The sequence below is a fragment of the Alkalihalobacterium chitinilyticum genome, from assembly GCF_029028005.1.
GTDB classification, from domain to species: domain Bacteria; phylum Bacillota; class Bacilli; order Bacillales; family Bacillaceae_F; genus Alkalihalobacterium; species Alkalihalobacterium chitinilyticum.
The window spans coordinates 1-23,011 of the sequence record NZ_JAOTPO010000015.1 but is presented as its reverse complement, the minus strand read 5'-3'; the positions used below and the strand labels follow the sequence as shown (position 1 = coordinate 23,011).

Here is a 23,011-nt window from a genome sequence, read left to right as displayed (position 1 = left end):
TAGCACTTCTAAACAGCTACTACGAATCCTACAGTTCGTTCTCCTTTCTTTTACTAATATTCAGATAATTTGTTTTTTTATTATAATAAGTTTGTCCTAGTTTGTAAATAGCTTTGTCGAAATTAATCGAAAAAAATAGAGACTAAAGTTAGCCTCTATTTTTCTAGTCCTTATACTATTTTCTTTAAAACGATAACTGTTACGATAAAAGCACCAAATGCAGCGATAAAACCGATCAACATACTGCCTGTAATCCCAAGGACTAAAAAGCCTACAATTGAAATTAAAGCAACTAGAAGAGCATAAGGAAGCTGTGTGATGACGTGGTCAATATGATGGCTTCCCGCTCCCGTTGATGACAGAATCGTCGTATCTGAAATTGGTGAACAATGGTCACCGAAAATCGCACCAGCTAATACCGCTGCCAGCATTGGAAGCAGCATCGTAATATCTAATGTTGCTGCAATATCACCTGCGATTGGCAACATCATACCGAACGTTCCCCAAGATGTTCCTGTAGAAAACGCCATGGCACCAGCAACAATAAAGATAATCACAGGTAAAAGCGCAAGTGGAATATTCCCGTCAATCAACGTTGCTAGATAAGCCCCTGTTCCTAGATCTCCAATAATTTCAATAATCGTCCATGCAAAAATTAAAATATAGATCGCCGGAAGCATCGATTTAATACCTGCCCACAAGCCAATTCCAAAGTCTTTCGCTGCTACTTTTTTCGATAATGTTAAAATAACAGCCGCCGCTAATCCAAGTAAGCCACCGTAAACGAGAGCTGCAGCCACATCGGTATTTTCAAAGATTTCAAGAAGCGTTGCTGTTCCTTCTGTTCCTTGAATTCCTGTAATAATCATAAATAAAACCGTTCCAACAATTAAAGTGATAATTGGTAATACGAGGTCTCTTACTTTACCATTTTCTACAGGCTGCACATCCATGTTTTCTCCTGGAGGCGTTCCTTTTGCTTTATCTACCACTTCTCCTGTTTCAATGGCTAACCTTTCGTGCTTTTTCATCGCACCAAAATCAAGCTTAAACCAAGCCACTGCAAGTACGAGCAGTACAGCAAATAAGGCATAGTAGTTCATTGGAACAATAATTAAAAACGCCTGAAGAGCTTGATATTGAGTCACACTATGCGTCATTAATATACCGCCGATGATGGCGATAATATACGCGCCCCAACTAGAAATCGGTGAAATGACACACATTGGAGCAGATGTCGAGTCAACGAGATACGCTAGCTTTGCACGTGAAATTCGGTGGCGGTCAGTTAAAGGACGACTCACATTTCCAACTGTTAAACTATTAAAATAATCATCAATAAAGATAATAATACCTAACACCACTGTAACTAATTGAGCACCTACTCTTGTTTTTACGCGTTGAAGCGCCCACTCACCGAACGCACGGCTTCCACCTGATAAAGCAATTAATGAAGCTAGCATTCCTAATAATAATAAGAAAAAGATAATGTAAAGCTCCCAATCATTGATTGCACCGTCAACATAGAAAATCGCTGCGACAATCGTAAAAATTTGCGTTAAAGAACTAATCGGATCAAATCCATTAAGTAATAACGCACCGGCAATAATCCCCGCCCCTAGCGAAATCAATACACGTCTCGTTACAATAACTAAGACTAACGCGAGCACGGGAGGAATTAATGATAAAATCGATGTTTCCATCTTTTAACCTCCTATTTTTTTAAAAATTTGGAACCAAAAAAAAGGCTTACTCTAAAGCGTCAATCACTTCAAACCTAGTTGAAGTGGTGACTCTATCATTTGAGTAAGCCTCTATAATCAATCATCTATTGGCTCCCCATCAACTAAAGTAGTTCTCCACAGCAATAGTGCTGTGACAGTGTTACACTTATTCAATGCAACCCCAGCAAAAAGTACGTTGACGAATACTATCGCTTCGGCAAGTTTCCCTTTCATCAATACTCACAGTTGTCATCCTCCTACTGATTACTATTGAAACTTGCGCCTCTACCTCATCATGACTTGATGAGGTGTAACTATTCACTTTGTCATTGACCACGCTATAGTATAGCATCATTCTAAAAAAACGCCAATTGTAATTTCTGCTATTTTCAGCAGAAGATAACACCTCCTATGGGCTATTTTCAACAAGAGTTCACTTTAGTAAAACTCCATAGATCACGGATTTAATTATCTCTTACAGCATCCTGAATATCGGATTCTCTAATAAACGTTGGTGCTGGCCCCGTTCCGCCCACATTATAATATTCTGGAACTTTCCCTGGAACTAATGTCATACCAATCGGAATAGACGTCCTAACAACTTCCATATCTGTAGCAAACGGAATAACGATTTTAACATCGACCTGCAGATCCAAATATAAGGATAACATCGTATTATTGATGCCTGTATTTTCTACTTGATGCCTCATATTCGCCTTTACATCCCCAATCGCTGTAAAACGAACCGGAATTTGCGGACCTAAATGAGCAAGTAGAGCATTGTTTGTTGCTTGACCTAACGGAATAGTATAAATAATGCCGTCTTGTGTATAAACCTCTTGGTTAAAATCAACTTCCACACCATCAGGAAGGACCATCTCATGCACTCGGCCTTGTTCCATTAGTCTTAAATAACGTTGAACCCGTTGTGTCGCCTCCGCTTGAACACGAGTGGCAATAGCCGAGTTAAATGTAATCGAGGAGATATCTCCATTTTGATCTTTCTCAATAATCAGCAACTCCTCCATATCTAACTGCTCAGCAATTTTCTTAGAAATTGCATCATTAATGGCTTCCGTTCCTAACACCTGCGTTTCGGTTTTGGCAATATGAATTAGCGTCGGCCGAATACCTTTCTCCACCAGCCAGAGCCCTTGAGCCGTTAGGACCACAAATATAACAAATGATAACAACAAAACATAACGAAATGGGAGAGGACCTTTCCTCCCTGAATTTTGATTAAACAGAGGACCATTCCCTCTTTTTCTTTTAAGGAGAGGGCCTTTCCACACCCCACGCTGTCTAAAACGAACCACACCAAAAACCCCCTTTGCAAGAAATATATGCAAGAGGGGGACGGCCTTGACCTGAAATTTATAAGAAACGTTTAATTTTCATACGACATCAAGTTGCAGCTGGCTGCCTAAGAAAAGAGCAAGCGCCCGTTTAGCGACGTACAGACTGGAGCGCATCGTATTTGTTAAAAGAAACACAGTGAATGTTACTGAGTCGCTGTTGACTTATCGCAAGGAGGTTAGCAAAGTCTCGCTAGTCGCTGGGCGCTGAAGCTAGACATCTTCATAATTTCCTTTTTCCTAAAAAAAAGAGTATCACAGGTAAACACCCTTCGTTACTTTCTTTCATAAACGGTAAAGTAATAATCATACGGATTTTTCTCGTCCTTTATCCCTTTTTCTCTCGACACTTCTTTCCACTCATGATCACTAAACGCTGGAAAATACGTATCGCCATCAAATTCTTCATCGATATGTGTGATATACAACTTGTCCGCGATTGGAAAAGCCTCTTTAAAAATTTCAGCACCACCGATAATAAACGTCTCTTTATCGTTCGCATCAACAACTTGTTTCACATCTGCTAACGAGTGAAGAACGGTACAACCATCTACACTATATTCTCGATTACGCGTGAGGATAATATTTTCCCGCCCCGGTAATGGTCGTCCGATCGACTCATACGTTTTCCGCCCCATGACGATCGGGTGTCCCATCGTCACTTTTTTAAAATACGCCAGATCCGCAGGTAGACTCCACGGCAAATCGTTATCCTTACCGATCACACGGTTATTGTCCATCGCAACTAGAAATGAAATCAACAAAATGAACCCCTTTCAAAGTACGAAAATCATAATATTGCACTAAAACGTTTCATGTTTCTTTTTTGGCGGACTCTGAGGACCTTATTTTAAAGAAAAACACCCTTTTGTAGCGGTTAGCGGACTGTGAGGCTCTTATTTGCAGGATTTTTATAAAAATCATCATGGAGAAACTCAAATAACGGCTTCTGAGTCCTCTTACCTTTTAAAAAATAGGGTTTTTGCTAAAATAACGGCCCTAGTGTCCGCTAAGTTACTTTACTAGCGGCACTTACATTAAAGTGCCACAACATTAAACCGCAACAGGCGCTTTAATCGTTGGGTGAGGGTCGTATCCTTCAATGGAGATATCCTCCATTTCAAAATCAAACACCGACTTCACATTTTCATTCAATACAAGCTTAGGTAGCGGTTTTGGCTCTCGGCTTAACTGCGTTTCCACTTGTTCCATATGATTTAAATAAATGTGAGCATCCCCTAACGTATGAATAAACTCACCGACTTGTAAGCCACATTCATGGGCAATCAAATGAGTTAGCAAGGCATAGCTTGCAATATTAAAAGGAATACCCAGGAAAATATCTCCACTTCTTTGATACAGTTGGCATGATAACTTTCCGTCTAAAACATAAAATTGAAACAGTGTATGACATGGCGGTAATGCCATGGATGGAACATCTTCTGGATTCCATGCAGACACGATCAGGCGTCTTGAAGATGGATTTTTCTTAATCGTTTCAATGACATCCGCTAATTGGTCCAATGTTTCTCCTGCTGACGTTTGCCATGCTCTCCATTGCTTTCCGTAGACTTGTCCTAAATCTCCGTATTTTTCAGCAAATGTGTCATCATTCAGAATACGGCTTTTGAACAATTCTAATTGTTCTTCGTACTGCAGCCTAAATTCATCGTCTTGTTGCGAGCGTAATCCGAAGTTATCCATGTTTGGACCTTCATACTCTTCACTTGATACCCAACGCTCAAACGCCCACTCATTCCAAATATTATTGTTTTCTTGTAATAGGTAACGGATATTCGTATCGCCTTTCATAAACCACAGCAATTCACTAGCTATGAGTCGAAAAGGAACACGTTTGGTCGTTAATAATGGAAAACCTTCATTTAGTTCAAAACGCATTTGGTAGCCAAAAATGGACATGGTACCCGTTCCTGTTCGATCTTCCTTTTTTGTTCCATTTTCAAGTACATGTCTACATAGTTGAAGATAATTCATTTCACTTGTACTCAACTTACATGCAGCCCCCTTTAAACTTTTACTTCTTTATTGGCTAGTACCGTTTCACACGATGTGATCGTTACATTAACGCATGTCATCAGGTTAATGTCATACGGTGTAACTTGGCGGTCATTCTCCTTCGTAATTCGAATGATTGGACGTGCAGATAACTGTTTATTTTGTTTTACGACAATACCTTCCCTGCCGTCACTTAAACCGACTGTAATACCTACTGGGTACATCGCAATGGTTCTTTGAAATGCCTCTATCAATTCTTTATCATACAATGTTCCTACCCCAGAGTACAACAATTCAAGCGCTTCATGAGGAAGCATAGCTCGACGGTAGACCCGATTCGAGGTTACCGCATCGAACACATCACAAATGCCAATGATTTTTGCATACGGATGGATCTCATCTCCTTTAATCCCACGAGGATAACCAGACCCATCGTTACGTTCATGATGTTGGTATGCACAGTGTGCAGTTAATAAAGAAATGTTTGGTTGGTCTTTCAATAGTTCATAGCCAGCTTGTGCGTGTTTTTTAATGACTAAAAACTCTTCGTAATCTAACTTGCCTGGTTTATTTAAAATTTCCGTCGGGATATCCATCTTTCCGACATCATGCAGGATCGCACCTAATCCAACCTCCATCAACTGTTTCTCGTTATAATTCAACTCTAAAGCAAGTGCTAATGTATATATAGTAACATTTAATGAATGGGTAAAAATATAGGAGTCATAAACAAAAACATCAGATAGTAGGGAAATAGCTTTCGAATTCTCTTTTACTTCAGATAAAATAGACTGAATGATTTTTGAGAAGTTTTGACTGAGATGGGCATTATGGAAAGATTTTCTTAACGTTTGGTCATCACAAATTTTATTAAACTCAGACTTGATTGTACCAATTGCTTGAAAACGAACTTTGTCAGAAATCACTTCAGTGTCTTCTACATCTTGTGTGAGTCCGTCCTCAATATAAACAAAAGTAATTCCCTTCTCAATTAAACGCTCAATCATACGCGACGTTAAGGGAACACCTTGCTGTAAAAGGACTTGCCCATTATCGTTAATAATCGGCTTTGCAAGGCAAGTATTTTCAGTGAGTGATTTAGTTGCTATTAGTCTCATGGGTTGCTCCTGCTCCAATTCAATGATTTACAATACTATATGAATGATCCCGGCACATTCAAACTTACCGGAACCTTCTTATTTGAAAATTGCTCTTGTTTAACATTCATCTACAAATTGTATGAAATTTCGACATTTCAAGGGTATCATTAGTGTAGACATATGTTAACTCTCTTTTCACTGGTTGATTAAAATTCAGGACTACAGTTGAGGGGAATGGATAATATTGGTACAGATGTGCAAGACTTTTTACCCAATACAAAAGAGACCAACGAAAAATCCGTCAGCCTCTTTATTAAACATGGATCTGTATCAACTTGTTGAGTTAGAGCATCTTTAACAATGCATCTTTACCTTTCATTCCTGCTTTAACACCTACAGCTTCAGCTTCTAATGTAATGGACTCAAGGGGAGCCTCGAGTAGTTGATCGATTGTACGAACACCAACGGCACGACCTGCTATAATTTTACGCTCTTTTAGCTTTTCATTTAACAGTGCAACGTCAAGTGCCCCGCACATAATATATCCTTTATCACTCATTACTGCCATAAAGTTCGTTTTTGGAAGCTTAAGGGTAACAGCAATGAAGGTATGACCCTCGATTGAAATTGGATTCATTTCAAGCACAGTATCACTCCTCCGTTTTTCGGATATGCATTTGTTCCATAGCCTCGATCCATCCAGAACAAGTCTCTAGAACAAAACCACGTGGTTGCTCATGAAGATAAATCTCCACAAGGCGTTTGACTTATCCTCGTTATACAATATGAAAAACAGACGAAAAAGTGCAAAGGTTGGTTGATTACCTAATTTGCTTTAACTTCCATAAGAAAACATCCCGAAGAAGCTCTGGCATAAAGAAAACTTTAGACGTGGACTCCGCGATAGCGGGATACAGCTTTCCAAATGTAAACATATCAAGAGTTGCTAATTGGTACTCTTTTTTCATATCAATCGGTTGTCCGTCAATCAGAATCCGTTCTACGTGTTCTGCTTGGTCTGCTAACTTTTTAGTATGAACCTCAATTCCTGAGAATGCCATTCGCCCTAGAACTTCGCCGCGAAAGCCAAATCCTTTTAATTCAAGGCGCTGCATCCGGTCAGTAAAAGAATGCAAGATCGTTTCTTTCAAGCGGTCTCCGCGCATAGTAACAATACATGGGTTAATCGGATGAGGACAAATTCGATGAACATCCCCTCTTGAAATACCGCCTTTTGAAAGACTATCAAGCAGAACCCCTGAATTCACCATGCTGATTTTCGTATTACACCAATCTTTTAATGCTTCTGCTAACAGCTCCGGACCCTTTGAAGGGTCAAACCATTTAACCGGTAAATCATACGGCAGCATCGCAACCTCTTCGTTCATTATGTGACGTTGTTTTTCGTCAAGACGCTCTAAAAGCTCCTGTGTTTCCTTGGATTGTGGCATTGTCGGCGTCTCAATAGCCGCCATTTCAATATCGACAATTTCCTTTGTTTTTTCATTGATTACAAGCTTCATTTGCCCAATATGAAAACCGAATTTCCCCGCTTGGCCGATGAATGTACCTTTTATGTTTTTGCCTGATTGCAGAACGTGATGGGTATGCGCCCCTAAAATAACATCAATTCCTTCAATGTGCTCCGCTATCTCTTGATCTGCCGGGAAGCCGAGGTGTGATAAGAAAATCACAAAGTCGGCTTCAGCACGAACTTTTGTGACGAGATTAGGTAAGATTTCAAAGGGGTCAACAATTCGCCAGCCTAGTTTATCGTAGAAAGGAAAAAATGGAGCTGTCATCCCGATTACAGCAATTTTTATTCCATTGTTTAACGTGATGTAGTGATAGGGCTTTGCCCAAGCCGGCACCTCATCGTGTTCGTCAAACAAATTTGCTACTAAAACAGGAAATTGGGCATCTTCATACAACTCGTTCAACGTGCCTTTCGAAAAAGTTAAGCCCTCGTTATTTCCGATTGTGACCGCCTGAACTCCTGCTTGGTTCAACAATTCAACATTTCCTTTACCTTCTGTTGCCTCTGTCATTGGATGACACCGGTCCGCATGATCTCCAATATCAAAATACAGCATATTCTCTTGCTTTCGTTCATGAAAGCTCCGTTGCTTTTTTATAAATTCAACTATTTTTGGCCAATGTTCAAAATGGCTATGTATATCGTTCGTATGATAAATAAATAGAGTCTGCTCAGAAGACACTACAAAGCCTCCTTTTTATAATTGTCGCGCTGTCAGCGTTAATGGATGATGTTGCTTTTGAAAAAGCCGAATATAATTTTATATGCCAAGGTATTTCTCATACATTCCCGACAAGACAAATTTTCAACCTCTCAATCCCTGAAAGGCTTACGTATTTAACATTAGCACGGTAAGCCAAACTAAACTAACACGAAAGGAAATTTACCCTACCATCCATCCTTGCCAAATTAATCTCGCACCAATAATCACTAAGAAAATTCGTAAAAACATAACTAATGTATCACTTTTTAATCGTTGACCGATGGCGGCCCCTAATTTTCCACCGATCCATGCTCCTGGAATTAACGCTATCGCATACAGCCAATCGACGTTGCCTAAAGCGATATGAGAAATGGAGCTAGAAATAGCTGAAAAGAAAATCATGAACATTGATGTTGCAACAGCCATATGAGCCGGAAACCCGAAGAGTAAGATCATTGCAGGTACCATGAGCGAACCGCCGCCGATTCCAAATAGTCCCGAACACATGCCAACAATAAAGGCAATCGGAATAGCAAGCCAAGGACTGAATCCATATTGAACGGTTTCCCCTAAGTCATTCACATATTCTCGTTTAACCCCTTTTTTTCCTACTTTAATCGGCTTTAAATACTTTCTTATCATTAAAATAAAAGAAACAATAATAATAAAAAGTCCAAAATAAATAAGAAAGCTGGAAACTTCAATTCCTTTGTTTAAATAAACTCCAAACAACGCTCCTGGAATACTCCCAATTAAAAAAATCGACCCACTGATGTAGTCTACTTTCTTCTGCTTTATATAAGCGAGGGTGGAGGACGCTCCTGTAAAAATCATAATCAGTAAAGAGGTACCAACCGCCACTTGTGGAGTGATACCGGCTAATATTCCAATGTAACCACTCAGAACCATTAAAGCGGGCACAACAATAATCCCGCCGCCTAAGCCCATTAAACTGCCTAATGTCCCGGCTATGAGCCCTAAAATAACTAAAACGATCCATTCCATACCTTTTCCCCAACTTTCTTTATCTGCGCTTGCTTACTCTTCTTTCAAGTATAAAATGAAATACTCATATCATTCATCAAATAACGTTAATTGTCTAGGGGCAAGCCCTTCATATTCGATACCGAGCATCGCTTGAAACCGTCTTGCATTTTCAGCGGCATCTCCACCGGAATTATTATTAAAAAGGATGTAGATGTTTTTTGTAGACTGTTCAAGCTGCCTTACCCTTTCAACCCATTCACGAAGCTCCTCATCATTATAATTATATAAATAACGGACATCGCGCCAATTTCCGTCACCCGGATCGCGCCAGCCGTAGTAATTGCGGCCATGAAACCGTATGAGAGTCTTCTGTTCGTCAGTAGCTTCTAGTACGATCGGGACACTGCCAGTACCCGCTTGCGGTTCGTCACAGATGCTGTGGATCCATTGTTCCTCCTTCATAAACGTTACTGTTTTCTCCTTCATATCTGGAGTAAACCATGATTGATGGCGGAATTCTAGTGCAACTGGAAGACCTTGAAGCTGTCCCTTAACATAGCGTATATATTGAACATTTTCTTTGCGGCAATCAAACCACGGTGGAAACTGACACAAGACCATTGCTAACCGTTTTTCCCGAACTAACGGCTCAACCGATTCGCGAAACGCTTGGAACATCTCCTCTTTCGATTGAAACGGAATTTCTCCCCGCTGATGCCCTGTCATGCCCTGATAAGCTTTTACCACAAATTGAAAGGATACTGGCGTTTCACGTATCCATTTTTCATAATTACGAACAGGTTGTATCGCATAAAATGAGGAATCGACTTCTACGACAGGAAAATGACTGCTGTACGTTCGCAGCTTATCCTGAGGCCTCGTTCCTTCATATAGATCATCGTGGTCGCCCCACCCTGTTAAACCTATGTAAATCATCGCAATCCCTCTTTGCCAAAATGATGGATATGTATATCATACTACTGTTTTTCTGATGTTCACAATAGTTAGGGTCTGCTATTGGAAAGTGCCGTTTGTATGAACATTATGGAGACGAGATTTTTAACAAGAAGCGGAATAATAACTTGATAGAGGAAAGTTAGAAATTGAGGTGGTGATGTAGGATTGGGATGCTGATGTGCATTAGGATGTTGATGAAAAGTAGGCTGTTGAAGTGCATTAGGTTGTTGATGAAAAGTAGGCTGTTGATGTAGGATGAGATGCTAATGTTGAATTGTAGTGGAAATCGGTGGGGTGAGTATTAAAGTGGCTACAGTTCACTTATTGTGCGTTATCCATCTTAGAATGGAGATGCTGATTTCAGTTGATAGGAACGAGCGCGTTTATTTCCGCTAGCTATGACTAAAATTTGAAGATTGGTGAGATGATGTAAAATGCGCCGAGCGTGACGAATACCTATTTTTAATGGATTGCAATTTCTAGTGGTGTTATTGGTCTGATTAGTCGCCGTGCATACCTTACAACTTCTGCTTCTAGCCATGATAAGTGGGGGTGGGTTTCCAGAGAAATAAACTTCCCAAATATATTCACATTATGGCACTCAATGGTCCTTATTGACTATCAATTACAGAAATTCTTGGTTGAAACGGTAATATAAGGGCTTGTGAGTTCCCTTTTCATTAAAAGTTAGTGTTTTTTGCTTAATAAGGGCCTCTCAGTTCCCTTAATGTCTGGTGCTAGCCTTAGCAAAACAGTTGGTGATGCAGCCGTTGATGTTGGTATAGGAGCTGCAACTATTGCATCAGGCGCACTAGCTTCAGCACTTGTTGTAACTGCAGGAGCCCCTGTCCTAGTGGGAGTTTCTGTTGGTGTATCGGTTGCAGCATCGTACTTGCTTGACGGAATTAAAATCGGTAAAGGCGAAGATAAACAAACAATTAGTCGACACTTTAAAGGTGGGGTCCAGACAGTAGCTGGTTGGTTTAACGGTAATAAAAATCAAATCCCCTTTCCAGAGGGTTATATATCCCCAGATTATTAGTAATAAATGGTGCCAGGCACCCTATTAGGTGCCTGGCACCGTTCGTGTCAATGTGGCGCGGGACGCAGCGGTAGCTTCACTTGGACGTCGCCAGAGTGATTGGCATTATTGCTAAGTTTTAATTTTCCGTTATGCTGCTTGATGACTCTTTCTGTAAAGGTTAGGCCTAAACCATAGTGATTGTTGGACGTTCGCTCAACGTTTTCTGTGTAAAATAGCTCTGTTCCTCTTTTCAATGCTTCTTCGGTGAAACCAGGTCCACCATCAATGACATTAAATTGGATCGAATTTTCATCTTGCCTAACGATTAATTGAACTTTCTCATGTGGAGGAGTTCGCTCAATTGCATTGAGTAAGATATTATTGAGGGCTCTAATCACCAGATCGATATCGATATATAGCGTCGTCCCTTTTTCTGAATTATTTTCCACGATTAAGTTATGAACACCGAGCTTTTTTACTTCACACTCTACTTTTTCCAAAAACTCATTAACGGTAATTTCTTCTTTATTCAATTTAAGTTCCTTATTATTCAGGTTAATATCAATAACCTCTTGTATATAACTTTCTATCTGTTTTATAGCATTCTGGATATCACTAAAAGTTTCTTCGGACTCCTCATTCCTATCTATTTCGAGCAATTCAACATTCCCTTTTATGACAGTTAATGGGATTTTAATATCGTGTATTAAATAGCTAATTTGTTCAGCCTTTGATCTCTTACTTTCGATTTCGTTTTCAATAGATTTAACTAATGCTTCTGATAAATTTTCCATAGCACCCATGACATCTTTATACTCATTAAACGTAACTTCTGGGAACTGAATATTTAAATCTTTTTCTTTTATTTTACGAGCGACATGAATTAACTTTTGATTTTCCTCAATAATAAGTCGCGAAAATCTCCTTATATTGTAAACTAAATACGTACAAAATACGATAATAGTTAAAATTAGGAGAATAACTCCAGGGTTTGGGATTGCCTGCCTTAACTCTAAATTGGCAAACTGAATTTTTAACGTATAACGGATCATGAGACTTTCATTTTGGCTATCATACCGCAAATAAGAATTAGATTTTCCGTATTGATTATTTATATATGCCTTTTGGGCCTTTTCCATATTTCTTGAGCTTAAATTAGTATGCACAATTTGGTTCGTTTCTTTATTGAAAATTGCATAGTCTAATTGTGGAGGTATAATAGCAGGATCAATACGATCCGAATTTTCTATGATATCCTTGATTTTTTCCGCTTGTTTTATAGGTTCATTGGCTGGGAGAAACACATTGTTATTCAACCCCCATGTGACGATACCAACATTGAGAAGTATAATACAAACACCCACAAAACCAATACTAAGTATCCATTTAAAAAAGTATACTGATAACGTATTTCTTATTCCCATATATACCCTACACCCCAAACTGTATGAATTGGGGCCAAATCAAACTGTGCAAACTTCTTCCGTATCATCCTGATATGTTCAATGACAGTTGAAATTTGAGATTCACTTTCTAAAGAGTACACGGCATCATAAATGTAGTCTTTTGAGAAAACCTTCCCTTTATTTAAGGCCAACAGTTCACAGATATTATATTGGGTTTTAGTGAAGCCAACCTCTTCTCCACGAATAATGATTTTTTTAGCAGCCAAGTCTAGAAGAATATCACCATCAATAAATGTATTCGTATTTTGCTTTTTCGGTCGATGCTCCCTGCGCAAGTGAGCCTCAATACGTGCATTGACTTCGTGAATACTAAAAGGCTTTAATATATAGTCATCGCCGCCAATCGTTAGCCCTTGTATGATTGAGTTTTCATCACTTTTTGCAGTCATGAATATGATCGGGATATTAATGAACGGCCTTATTCTCTTACATATTTGAAAACCATCTTCATCAGGCATCATGACGTCAAGTAAAATGAGATCAAAATTATTTATCTCTTCTAACGTCAAATCTTTCAAACTTTGAAGACCTGTTACTTCATGGTTTTTCATTTTTAACATTTTTGTGATTAGCCTTAAAATCGCTGCATCATCATCAATCGTTAATATATTAGCCATTGTTTAACACCTTTTCGTCATTTATTAATCAATCGTTTTTCGATTTGACCAACGATTGAACCAAACCATACTCCAGAGAATAATCATAGTTGTTAGTAGAAATGCCGTAATACTTCCTCTTACTACGAGGTTGAATTGATCTGAAATCACTATTCCATTTAATTGAGGAATAACTATAAGTTGCTCAATAAAGCGATCGCCCCATGCCCACGGTAAGTAAGGCCAAATATTATCTCCAATTGTAGTCATTGCGAGAGCAGCAATAATTAATCCTGCAAACCCGAAAATACTCGTTATGCCCACTCCATGTTTGTAAGCAATCATATGATAGAAAAAATATTGGAAAACAACAGTAAGACTAAAAATTAGCCCCGCCCATAAGAAAACCGTAAAATCAATTCCCTCTATCCCTACCATATACTGTATACCGAACACATAAATCGTGATAGTTAAAAGTATAGCAAACCAATAAGAGACTAGCATCATGCTAATTTGACTAATAAACGTTACTATTTTACTTCGTGTTCGTCCGATCATATTTTGAAAATTTCCTGCATCGCCTTCTGAATCTGCGACCATACCACAAATAATCGCTATGATAACAGGTGTCCCTACTCCTATAAGCTCAAAGAAAATTTTATAGCTAGCCGCTGCACTTAAAGTATCACTTCTTCCGAGCATATAAACGATCAAAGCTCCAGATAGTGAGAGTGGAACGATAAGGTGTAATACTAAAAATAAACTTCGCTTTCTTTTTTTAAATTCAGCTAAAAAACATCGTATGAATTCAAGCATCTACCTCACCTCTAATTTTCTGAACGACCATACGGCTAATAGTGTAAGAAGGAAGAAGAGTAATAGACTTATTGTAATAGCGACGGGTATAACAGAAAAACTTAGAAGTTCACTATCCTCTGGCAGTGGGATACCATTGGAATGGAGCTTCGTTAAAGGCATTTGGACTCTTAAGTGCCAAGCATACGGTACCAACCACCAATCTTCAGTGGGAGCAAAAAGAGTACCCAAATTCAGATTAAGCATACTATTAAAAAGTAAGGTAAAGAAAAAGTTCGTTTTTCTTGAAAGCCATAAGCAAAAAGGGATTTGCCATAGTGAAGTAATAAATGTGAGCAAGACCGCTAAAATACATAGGGACAATGGGACTAAAAAGGGACTTTCTATTACAAAACTAGTAATCGTCATGATCACAATTAAAAAAATCGACGCTAAAAAAGTAAATCCTACTAAAAATACGATCCTCGTTAGTTCTCTCTTGCCTAAATTGACGGGGAGCCCCACTGTTGTTTTAAAGCGTGTTGATTTTTTTTCCAAGTTATTAAGAAGACCAGCTACAGCTGCGATAAATACTGATAGCCAAATGATCCCCCAATGATTAATGATCGTTTCCACACTCAGTCTAATAATTTCTGGGCCGCCGAGAAAGTTAAACGATAATGCAAGGAATGCGCATATCAAAGGAATGATAAAAAGCATTTTTCTCATTTTTGTTCGTTTCGTTTTTAACACTTCTGATTTTATATCCAAAATCACTAATCTCACCTCCTATTTTGAACGATGATTTCTTACTATATTTGTAAAGAGTGTCTCTAAATCCTCATGCACGTCGTATTCTCCTTCGTACCCTAAAATCCCATTACTTATGATGCCAATATCATCTGCAATATGCTCAACTTCAGATAACAAATGACTCGACAAAAGCACCGTAATTCCTTGCTTTGGAAAAGACCGAATGAGCTCCCTCAACTCTTGAATACCAATCGGGTCTAAGCCATTTGTCGGTTCATCTAAAATCAGTAACCTCGGTCGATTTAAAATTGCAAGGGCAATTCCAAGGCGTTGTTTCATCCCCATAGAAAAATTCATGACCCTTTTACTGCCCGTATTCGTAAGACCGACTGTTTCTAACACTTCTTCAATTCGTTGCTTCGGTAATCCTAAGATCGTAGTAATCACCTCTAGATTTTCTTTAGCGGTCAGATTCCCATAAAGTGGTGCATGTTCAATTAAAGACCCAATGTGTGTTAAATCGGCTCGACTCCAAGGATGACCATCAAACACAACCTCTCCAGATGTAGGCTTAATGAGGCCAGCAATGATTTTTAGCGTAGTCGACTTTCCCGCACCATTCGGTCCAAGCAAACCATAGATCGTGTTGCCTCGCACATTTAAGGACAGTTCTTTAACGACCGTATCTCTTCTATATTTTTTAGTTAACCCCTTAGTCTGCAACATGTAAGTATCAGTCATCTTCTTTCCACTACTCCTTTTTCTTATGATTTAAAGAGAGTGTAACAACTAAACCTCAAGATAAAATCAAATTCCCCAAAGTCTTTTTACACAAAAAAGAACAGCTCATCTACAAGGATTTTTGTAAATGAACTGTTTTTTTATTCGTAAGTTAAGTCTGTACCGTTTGTTCAATATTTTTTAAAACTCTTTGTCCATATAACGTATGATAAGCATATGAGTAGAGTTTATCCTCAAACTCCCGGTCAATAACAAATAATCGATTGAAATGTAAATGAATAACGCTCCCGATGATGTTAAATAAATCACTCGTGAGTTCAGGAGTAGAAGAGATCTTTTCCAGGTATGCAGTTATACTCCCTCTCCTAGCCTCTAATATATTTAACAGTTTATCTCCCTCGGCTTGTTTAGAAAACTTATCCCAGTTATTATATGAATCTAAAGTATTAATAAAGTCAAAAGGCTCCTCTTTGTATTGTTTTTTGTAAGTACTATCATTTTTTAAATTTATTTCTAAAAAGTGTAGCTGCGCATCATAAGAAATTTGGAAATCATTCAAATAGTGAAGCAAAGTGATAACACCTACTTGTTCTTTATTCAATTGATGCGTTCTCATATATTCTAGTAAATTCATCACAACTAAACTATCCTGATAAAACAAATCTTCTGCATACGGAATTAATGAAGGTCCACCATATCTATTAACCTCTGGGAAATATGTACCAATTTCCACTTCATACAATATATTCACCTTTCGCAATTCCTCAAAGAATGTGTTCAACTTTGTATAGATTGTAAATAAATTAGCTGAATCTACCGATTTAAACCTTAATCTTATATGTGGTTTTGGATCACTATAACGCATAAAAAAGAACTTCTCATAATCATTACAGCCTAAGTGATGTACCAAAAAGTAGTGTAAAAAGTCTATCAATTCATCCTGTCGATCTTCGGGACCGTACAATTTAAGAAACAGCCAATCGTTAAAAGGAAGATACCGATTTTCCTTGTATACACTTCCATATTGTGCAACAGATTTGGACTTTTTCTTCAATCGATATTTCTCGTTCAGAACGAATGGAACAACAACTTCTGCAGAGTAAGACTCTTTTCCTAAACTAAGCCCAGGTTTTCCCGCCTCCGCTTTTTCCAGTGTCAAGCTAGGGAACTTAAAAAAGTTCTTAAATAGTAAATTAAAATCTGTTGACTTCGATAGATCTAATAAAATACGATTATCGGCAAATTGAAGGTAAACTTCATTAGGTATAGAATAAACATTTTTAAACTCCCCAAATTTCACTTTAAATGTTTCAATATCAGCCTTACCTTCGAACTTCTTTCTCAAGCTTTGTAAACTCCATTTCTCGTTTGAGAGGGTAATTTGTTCATACCTAATTTCAGGGATATGTATGAAATCCTGGTAATATACACTCCATGGTGTACTACTCCATTCTAAGCTTTGATATAAAGAAATATCACTTAATAAGCGAATAACATTACTTGTAGAACTTAAATTAAGCATGTTCATACTAGTAACATTGAGTAATCTCCCGTTCTTCTTATTTTTTAAATAAAAATACTGATCGTCAAAACCTACTAGAATGTCAGATAAAGCTAGTTCTTGATTTGGCTTATATGAGTTAGTATATAAAGAAATATTATATTCCCTAGGAGAATTCACACTTGTAACATTAGCCATTCTAATATGTGAAGGAATAAAGCTTAACTCCACATCATCAACATCAGGATCAGCTAACTCTTTCTCAATTTCTTCTAATACATCTTGGCATCCATTCATCATATAACTAAACCTACCGAAGGTCTTTCCAGCTTCAGATGATCCGATGTTTGGACCCAAATAAAGCAAATTTTCTCCACAATTATCTTTTCTAAGTATAAAATTAAGTTCTAGTGAGTTAGGTAAATGATCTTCGTCTACCTTTAACCCTATTTCATCTAGTTCTTCTTCGGTAATAACGATTGGATGCTTATTTTCAATTGCATCTAAATATTTATCCATAAAATATCTTTTTAGAATAGTGGTTTCATCGTTTAATACCGGAAGGTCTTGTGTAAACTTATTTTTAGGGTGACTATAAGCTTTTAAGGCTCCTATACCCTTTATTTCATCGATTACTTCATAGATAGGAACCTCTACATACGTTCCAAATTTCTCTATAAACCTCAGCCGATACTCTTCAAATTGTTGCTTAAAGCTATCTTTGTAATGAATATTCGATGCAAATTTCATTAAGATATTAATACATTTATTAATGCTATCAATTTCTTTCTTACTTAGAAGTTGTTCGTCAAGCTTGAGTTCAGTATCAACTTGTAAATGTTTTTCATTTTGAAAAGTGAATATATTTCTCATCTTCTCCTGTATTTTCAAATAAAACTCTGTACCCTCGCCTATTGCGGTATTATTATACTCAATAATTAGCGAGCTAATTTGATCAAGTGGTTCACCATATTGACTATATAATTCTGGATTCTCCTTTAACTGGTTGATGGTGTATGTTAGAAGGTCTGTATTACAAACTGGAGGTCGCACTTCGGAAATAAGAAATTCCTTTTCAATCAATGTTTTTAGATAAACAGTTAGTGAGGAAATATCTCTTTCAGGATACTCTTCTTTTAAAGAGTGTACTAACAACTGAAAACTTACCAACTTCTCTGAACACAATTCTTCAATGATCGCTAGAGGTTTACTATAATTAACATTGATTTGTTGCGATTTACCATTTAACGTATATGGAATATATAGTCGATTCCCTATACGATAACTCGCTGTATTCATTTTAAATTTTAAAATTGAATAATTTTCGAGTTCAATCTTCTTTATGAATCTAAACAACCATTCCGCGTCAATACGACTATGTTTTTGGTAGTTTAGAAAAGAAGGTGTTTTTGTACCAGCCGAATTTTTACTGAAATCTTGAATTGCAACTCCCGTAAATAAACCAAAGGGTGTTGTTCTAGTTGATGCCCGATTTATATAGTTACCTAAAGAGGTAATTAGATTTCTTTGTTTCTTCTTTGGTAGTTCGCTGAAATCTTTATTGACTAATGAATTATATATATTCTCACTCGCTACTAAGATCTGTTCACAAAAATATTTATCATTAGCAATGCTTTCAATATTGTTCTCTAGGTCTCCATATTTCTCTTTTAATGAGTTTGGCTGTAACGGTACTCTTAGCATATATTTATTGATAGGTGTAAAATATGTCATCATTGAACCCTTCCTTTAACACTAAAACTAATCGTCTAATAAAAATGCAGCACTCCATGTAGATGGGCTATTTTCTTCAAAAGATAATAAAGGTAATAATACACCAGTTATTCCTTGTAAAATTCCTATGGAGTTTAGTTTTAATAGATTATTATCTTTTAACTCAATATCTAAGAACCCAAAAGAATTCGCTTCATTAAAATACTCCAATGTTTTTTCTTTGAGTCTATGTGACTCCTCTAAGAACCTGATATCTAATGTTTTTTCATAAAACCGCTTGTAAATATAAGTAATTCCAGCATATCCATGACAAAATGTCGGGGAAAACAACCCTTCCTCTTTACCAATTAAATCAAGCATCGCTTGCTTTGCTAAGCCTAATAATTCCAAATCATTTAAAGCTTCAGCTGCACACAGCAATGCAAAAGCAGTACCTGGAGTACCGTAACACCAAGCAGAGCGTGAAGGCTCATTAATAATCATATTGGTATCTATATAATTATTAATATTAATCATCCCACCCCAATTGTTGCTATTATGATTTTTTAATCGTAGAATGTCTCCCACAATTCTATTTATTGCTTCAAGATGACCTTCGACTATTAAACCTCTATTATATGCCTTGCTTAAAATAATCAGTGGACCTGCTATACCATGTGACAACCCAACATTTAAAATGCCATCTTTAAATATTCCTTTTTCATGGTCCGAAAATAAATGTTCATTTAGAATATGCCAGTTTGGTATTTTATAATTGTTATAGTCTTTGTAACTAGATAAGGTTACGAGGTAGTCTAGGATCTTTCGAATGAACAATTCACTTGTATTGTCATTCCTAATCAAAAACAGGTAATTAGCAATCCCCGTTAACCCTTCAACTACATCATAATCAAACATCTCAGTTGCTTTTTTCTTTTTTATAACTGCTAACGTTTTATCAATTTGTTCATATAAATATTCATCCAATGATCTTTGTAGTTTTGAATAATACTGACCATCCAAACTTGCTATTCGAATAGCAAATGCAATTCCCGCTGTACCAGAAAACAAAGAAGCACCTTGTATTCCCCTTTCATTTATCCATTTTACGATTTCACCAACATAAACATTAGAATTTTCCATCCAATTCATATTGTTATCTATTATCCCTAAGTTACTAAAGAGGACACACAATGATGGATAGCCATGACTCAAAGTTAATGGACTTAACGTTTGCGTAATCCGTCCTACGCCTTTATAGTTCTCTTCATTTCTTTCCGATTCCATATGAATGTATGCTACATCAGTTAATCTCTTTGCAATATGCCTTAACCTTTGTTCTGTAGTCACGTTTTTTAACATTTACCTTACCTCACTTTTGTGTAACACTCTTAACTTTCTACTAAGAGTTTTTCACCAACTCTACATTACTATCGATTTGATCCTTCTGGTATAGCCCACGATATACCTCTGAACTACTCATTAATTCCGAATGGGTTCCTACCCCTTCTATTTCTCCAAAATTGATTACTATGATTTTTTCTGCATTCTTTGCTACTGCAACCTTATGAGTAATAAACATACTTATTTGATCATTAGCTAATTTAAAGAAACTATCAAATACACGTTTTTCAGAAATTGCATCCAACGCTGAACTTGGTTCATCTAATAAAAATACGGATGCATCTCTATAGTAGGTTCTAGCAATAGCTACTTTTTGCCACTGTCCTCCAGACAATTGAGTTCCCTCGTCAAACCAGTTTCCTAATTGATTATCCAACCGATAAGATTCCTCACTATTTTTTAAAAAGTCAACATTAGCAAGTTGTAATGTTTTATTTATTTTTTGAGTATCATTGATATTGTCAACATCACCTAAAGTAACATTATCACCTAAAGTGAACTCATATTTTAAATAGTCTTGAAAGAGGACTGCTATACACTTTCTATAACTCTCTTTATTGATCATTTGTAAATCTATACCATTAATAAGGATTAGTCCTTTGTAATGGGTATACAAGCCACAAATGAGTTTAAGCAATGTACTTTTACCAGAACCATTTACACCAATAATCGCCACTAACTCTCCTTTCTTGATACTAAAAGAGATATTTTTCAACGATTCATCCGTTCCACTATAACTAAAAGATACATTCTTAAATTCAATACTGTTAATAGCACCAATAGTAACTTCACCAGAATTTACTTTTTCCGTTTCCAAACTTAAAAACTCATCTAATAGCTCCATATATAAGTTACTTTCGTATAACATATAAATGTTATTAACCATGGCTTGACCATTTGATTGAATCATACCGATAGATTTGATATATGTTGCTACGTTTCCAATTAGTAACTTGCCAGTGAAAGCGCTAATGACAGCTATAAATACAACAACCCCCATACAAATATCTTGAATAGTATTAAAGATAAATCCATAAATCATCTTCTTCTTATTAATCGAATTGTCTTGGTTTCTAAAACGAGATTTTAGCGCCCAGAACCTTTTTAAAAAATAATTTTTCAGACCATACATTTTAATTTCTTTAAAAGAGAAATCATGTGTTAATAAGTAGCTGATATACCATGCCTGTCTTTCAGAATTACTTCTTTCAAAATGAATTTTAAAATCCTCTTGGGCAATTTTTAGATAATAGTATAATGATAAAAACGGTAATATGATTAAAATGATAATTAGAGCAGGCTTCCATAAGATTAAAATAATCGCCGAAGAAATAAATGTTACCGCAGCTGAAATAATTCCTAATAATGCTTGGAAAGTTTGAAAAGGTTTGTACCCTACTTCATTTTCTAAACGGGTTAACTTGTTGTATACTTCAGAGTTTTCAAAATCTTTCATTGACAAAAGACTACTTTTTTCTATTATTAGATAATTGATCTTGTATTCGAGCAGTAGTCTTAATTTACTATTAAAATACGAAGAGATGCTTGATAACCATGATGAAAAAAGCGAAAAGCCTAAATATATAAATAAAAGAATACTTAATTGGTTTAAAGTACTTTGTTTTAATTCAATAGCATTTAGTAATTGTTGAAACAAAAGAACTGATATAACTGGGGATAATCCAGTAAAAAGGGTAAGTAACATTACCCAGTAAAAGTTTCTTCCTGTAATATTAAAGATTAATTTAATTGTCTTACTTATTAACTTTAGATTTTTATTTACTCTTTCCATTTTTATCATTCCGTTTAGTTTTTTGGAATTTCTATTTTATATTGTTTGCCTATGATTTAATCTAATCTCTATGTATTTTTTATAGGAGACGGAAGGACTAATTAATAAGTGCTTTAGCACTTAACTCGTTAAAACAGACCGAGATAATGAAGTTTTATTAATTTATGTAAAGGTCTATTAATAGCGGGGGTCAAGTGCTAAAGGCTTTGGTGCAGTGTCTAAAAAATTCATCCATTTACAAATTAATACGTTGTAGTGAAGCAAACCCATTTCCAGCATGATCCTGGAGTGCAAGCATATCTACTTCCAACTTGTGGCTGTACATCATTATTGTCACTAGCCTGTTTAACATTTAGATCGAAATCATCAAACTTTGGCATCTATATCACCTCCTTTATATAGGTTGATACAAGGTCTGTGAGAAATGATCTTCCTTATTAATATGTTGTTGTAAAGCAAACCCACTTCCAGCATGATCCTGGAGTGCAAGCATATCTACTTCCAACTTGAGGTTGTACATCATTATTGTCACTAGCTTGTTTAACATTTAAATCGAAATCATCAAACTTTGGCATCCATTTCACCTCCTTTCAAGATTTTCACAATTGAGATTAAAGTCCAATTAATATTAATTAGTTAAAACTTTTATCCAGCAGGCAAATAAAAACCTCAAACTTATTAATATTATTTTCCTTTTCACTATTGCAATAAAATAATAACCTGTATTTTGCAAGAAAAAAGTGCAGAAAAATGCAAGAAATAGTGCAGAGTTTTGCCACCCAGTAATTTGATTATTTTGCCTTTGATAAAGCGTTCGAAAGCCTGTAGCTTCCGCCACTATATGTTA

20 protein-coding genes and 1 riboswitch are annotated in these 23,011 nt (G+C 36.7%); of the genes, 1 reads left to right on the top strand and 19 read right to left on the bottom strand.

The window, feature by feature from the left end; genetic code table 11:
- Positions 1–170: 170 nt before the first annotated feature.
- The 9 genes from N7Z68_RS18290 to N7Z68_RS18250 all read right to left on the bottom strand — a co-directional run bounded on the left by N7Z68_RS18290 (position 171) and on the right by N7Z68_RS18250 (position 10,358).
- Positions 171–1,703, bottom strand: coding sequence for a Na+/H+ antiporter NhaC family protein (locus N7Z68_RS18290; RefSeq protein ID WP_275119917.1), 1,533 nt, complete (start codon positions 1,701–1,703; stop codon positions 171–173).
- 141 nt (positions 1,704–1,844) lie between these two features.
- Positions 1,845–2,020: riboswitch (Lysine riboswitch) on the bottom strand.
- A 168-nt stretch (positions 2,021–2,188) separates the two neighbouring features.
- The gene (gene yunB / locus N7Z68_RS18285) at positions 2,189–2,971 is read right to left on the bottom strand and encodes a sporulation protein YunB (protein WP_275120006.1); all 783 of its coding nucleotides are present in this window, start codon (positions 2,969–2,971) and stop codon (positions 2,189–2,191) included.
- 383 nt (positions 2,972–3,354) lie between these two features.
- Positions 3,355–3,843 carry a dihydrofolate reductase gene (locus N7Z68_RS18280; RefSeq protein WP_373323194.1) on the bottom strand — a complete coding sequence of 163 codons (489 nt, stop codon included), beginning with the start codon at positions 3,841–3,843 and terminating at the stop codon, positions 3,355–3,357.
- A 289-nt stretch (positions 3,844–4,132) separates the two neighbouring features.
- A complete protein-coding gene (locus N7Z68_RS18275; protein ID WP_275120005.1) occupies positions 4,133–5,074 on the bottom strand; it encodes a thymidylate synthase in 942 nt (313 codons plus the stop codon).
- A 32-nt stretch (positions 5,075–5,106) separates the two neighbouring features.
- A complete protein-coding gene (locus tag N7Z68_RS18270) occupies positions 5,107–6,213 on the bottom strand; it encodes an HD-GYP domain-containing protein (protein WP_275119915.1) in 1,107 nt (368 codons plus the stop codon).
- 325 nt (positions 6,214–6,538) lie between these two features.
- Positions 6,539–6,841, bottom strand: coding sequence for a YunC family protein (locus tag N7Z68_RS18265; RefSeq protein WP_275119914.1), 303 nt, complete (start codon positions 6,839–6,841; stop codon positions 6,539–6,541).
- A gap of 175 nt (positions 6,842–7,016) precedes the next feature.
- Positions 7,017–8,414 carry a bifunctional metallophosphatase/5'-nucleotidase gene (locus N7Z68_RS18260; protein ID WP_275119912.1) on the bottom strand — a complete coding sequence of 466 codons (1,398 nt, stop codon included), beginning with the start codon at positions 8,412–8,414 and terminating at the stop codon, positions 7,017–7,019.
- Positions 8,415–8,615: 201 nt separating this feature from the next.
- Positions 8,616–9,440 carry a sulfite exporter TauE/SafE family protein gene (locus tag N7Z68_RS18255; RefSeq protein WP_275119911.1) on the bottom strand — a complete coding sequence of 275 codons (825 nt, stop codon included), beginning with the start codon at positions 9,438–9,440 and terminating at the stop codon, positions 8,616–8,618.
- 69 nt (positions 9,441–9,509) lie between these two features.
- Positions 9,510–10,358 (bottom strand): DUF72 domain-containing protein, encoded by an 849-nt coding sequence (locus N7Z68_RS18250; RefSeq protein WP_275119910.1) that lies wholly within the window; start codon positions 10,356–10,358, stop codon positions 9,510–9,512.
- A 748-nt stretch (positions 10,359–11,106) separates the two neighbouring features.
- On the opposite strand from N7Z68_RS18250, the gene N7Z68_RS18245 reads away from it, so the two are divergent.
- Complete coding sequence (locus N7Z68_RS18245; protein WP_275119909.1) at positions 11,107–11,421, top strand: hypothetical protein; 315 nt, start codon at positions 11,107–11,109, stop codon at positions 11,419–11,421.
- Between the two features lie 47 nt (positions 11,422–11,468).
- Here N7Z68_RS18245 and N7Z68_RS18240 read toward each other — a convergent pair whose 3' ends face one another.
- From N7Z68_RS18240 to N7Z68_RS18195, 10 genes are all read right to left on the bottom strand, one after another.
- Entirely contained in the window at positions 11,469–12,827 is a 1,359-nt protein-coding gene (locus N7Z68_RS18240; protein WP_275119908.1) for a sensor histidine kinase, read from the bottom strand.
- A complete protein-coding gene (locus N7Z68_RS18235) occupies positions 12,818–13,486 on the bottom strand; it encodes a response regulator transcription factor (RefSeq protein ID WP_216831384.1) in 669 nt (222 codons plus the stop codon). Before N7Z68_RS18235 ends, N7Z68_RS18240 begins: the two co-directional genes overlap by 10 nt.
- A gap of 24 nt (positions 13,487–13,510) precedes the next feature.
- Positions 13,511–14,281: a lantibiotic immunity ABC transporter MutG family permease subunit gene (locus tag N7Z68_RS18230; protein ID WP_216831385.1), complete on the bottom strand. Its 771-nt coding sequence runs from the start codon at positions 14,279–14,281 to the stop codon at positions 13,511–13,513.
- On the bottom strand, positions 14,282–15,037 hold the full coding sequence (locus N7Z68_RS18225; protein WP_216831386.1) for a lantibiotic immunity ABC transporter MutE/EpiE family permease subunit: 756 nt from the start codon (positions 15,035–15,037) through the stop codon (positions 14,282–14,284).
- A gap of 12 nt (positions 15,038–15,049) precedes the next feature.
- Positions 15,050–15,754, bottom strand: coding sequence for a lantibiotic protection ABC transporter ATP-binding protein (locus tag N7Z68_RS18220; RefSeq protein ID WP_275119907.1), 705 nt, complete (start codon positions 15,752–15,754; stop codon positions 15,050–15,052).
- Between the two features lie 151 nt (positions 15,755–15,905).
- Positions 15,906–18,992 (bottom strand): lantibiotic dehydratase, encoded by a 3,087-nt coding sequence (locus N7Z68_RS18215; RefSeq protein ID WP_275119906.1) that lies wholly within the window; start codon positions 18,990–18,992, stop codon positions 15,906–15,908.
- A gap of 24 nt (positions 18,993–19,016) precedes the next feature.
- Positions 19,017–20,330, bottom strand: a complete 1,314-nt coding sequence (locus N7Z68_RS18210) for a lanthionine synthetase C family protein (RefSeq protein ID WP_275119905.1) — start codon at positions 20,328–20,330, stop codon at positions 19,017–19,019.
- A gap of 40 nt (positions 20,331–20,370) precedes the next feature.
- The gene (locus N7Z68_RS18205; protein ID WP_275119904.1) at positions 20,371–22,164 is read right to left on the bottom strand and encodes an ABC transporter ATP-binding protein; all 1,794 of its coding nucleotides are present in this window, start codon (positions 22,162–22,164) and stop codon (positions 20,371–20,373) included.
- Between the two features lie 242 nt (positions 22,165–22,406).
- A complete protein-coding gene (locus tag N7Z68_RS18200) occupies positions 22,407–22,544 on the bottom strand; it encodes a gallidermin family lantibiotic (protein ID WP_216831391.1) in 138 nt (45 codons plus the stop codon).
- Between the two features lie 57 nt (positions 22,545–22,601).
- Positions 22,602–22,739 carry a gallidermin family lantibiotic gene (locus N7Z68_RS18195; protein ID WP_216831391.1) on the bottom strand — a complete coding sequence of 46 codons (138 nt, stop codon included), beginning with the start codon at positions 22,737–22,739 and terminating at the stop codon, positions 22,602–22,604.
- Positions 22,740–23,011: the final 272 nt, after the last annotated feature.